Annotated in this window: 1 protein-coding gene; it reads right to left on the bottom strand. The window is 41.5% G+C overall.

Annotated features, from left to right (window positions below):
- Window positions 1–157: 157 nt before the first annotated feature.
- Window positions 158–508: group II intron maturase-specific domain-containing protein (locus I6E24_RS16655; protein ID WP_317218747.1), on the bottom strand; the 351-nt coding region annotated here is incomplete at its 5' end.

Raw genomic sequence — 508 nt, 5'->3', positions numbered from 1 at the left:
TGTTATGTAGGTCGGCGGCATTGCTGCCGCTTTCCCCATTAAGAACTGTACGTGCGACTTTCACCGCATACAGCTCCGATAATTCTAAATTTAATTCTCATAAAATTAAATCGGCTCATAATCATCTTTTGATGACTTGTTTCCGATAAAGTTTTCTTCACGCACGTTGACGGGCACTTTTGAGTTTCCGTCTTTCGAAGTATTCGTCCCATGATGGGTCGAACGGATTGGCTTCACATTTTATCTTTATGTGTCGTTTGATTGGAATCTCCGTCAGTTGTTGTACTGTGAACTTCTCCTCTGTTCCTCCACATACATATTCAAATCCGAAAATCCAGTTTCTTCCACCCTTGCGGATAAAATACTTCTTCCTTATCCATTCCCTTGACTTGTTGGTATGTCTGCGATATGACCATCTCTTAAGTTGGTTTACCAGGATATGGTCACATCTACAGAACACCTCCTTTGATACCACATGGCTGTAGTAGTTACCCCATCCCCTTATTAT

Source organism: Bacteroides caecigallinarum, from assembly GCF_021530995.1.
Lineage (GTDB): Bacteria > Bacteroidota > Bacteroidia > Bacteroidales > Bacteroidaceae > Phocaeicola > Phocaeicola faecigallinarum.
This window is presented reverse-complemented; position numbering and strand designations above follow the sequence as displayed.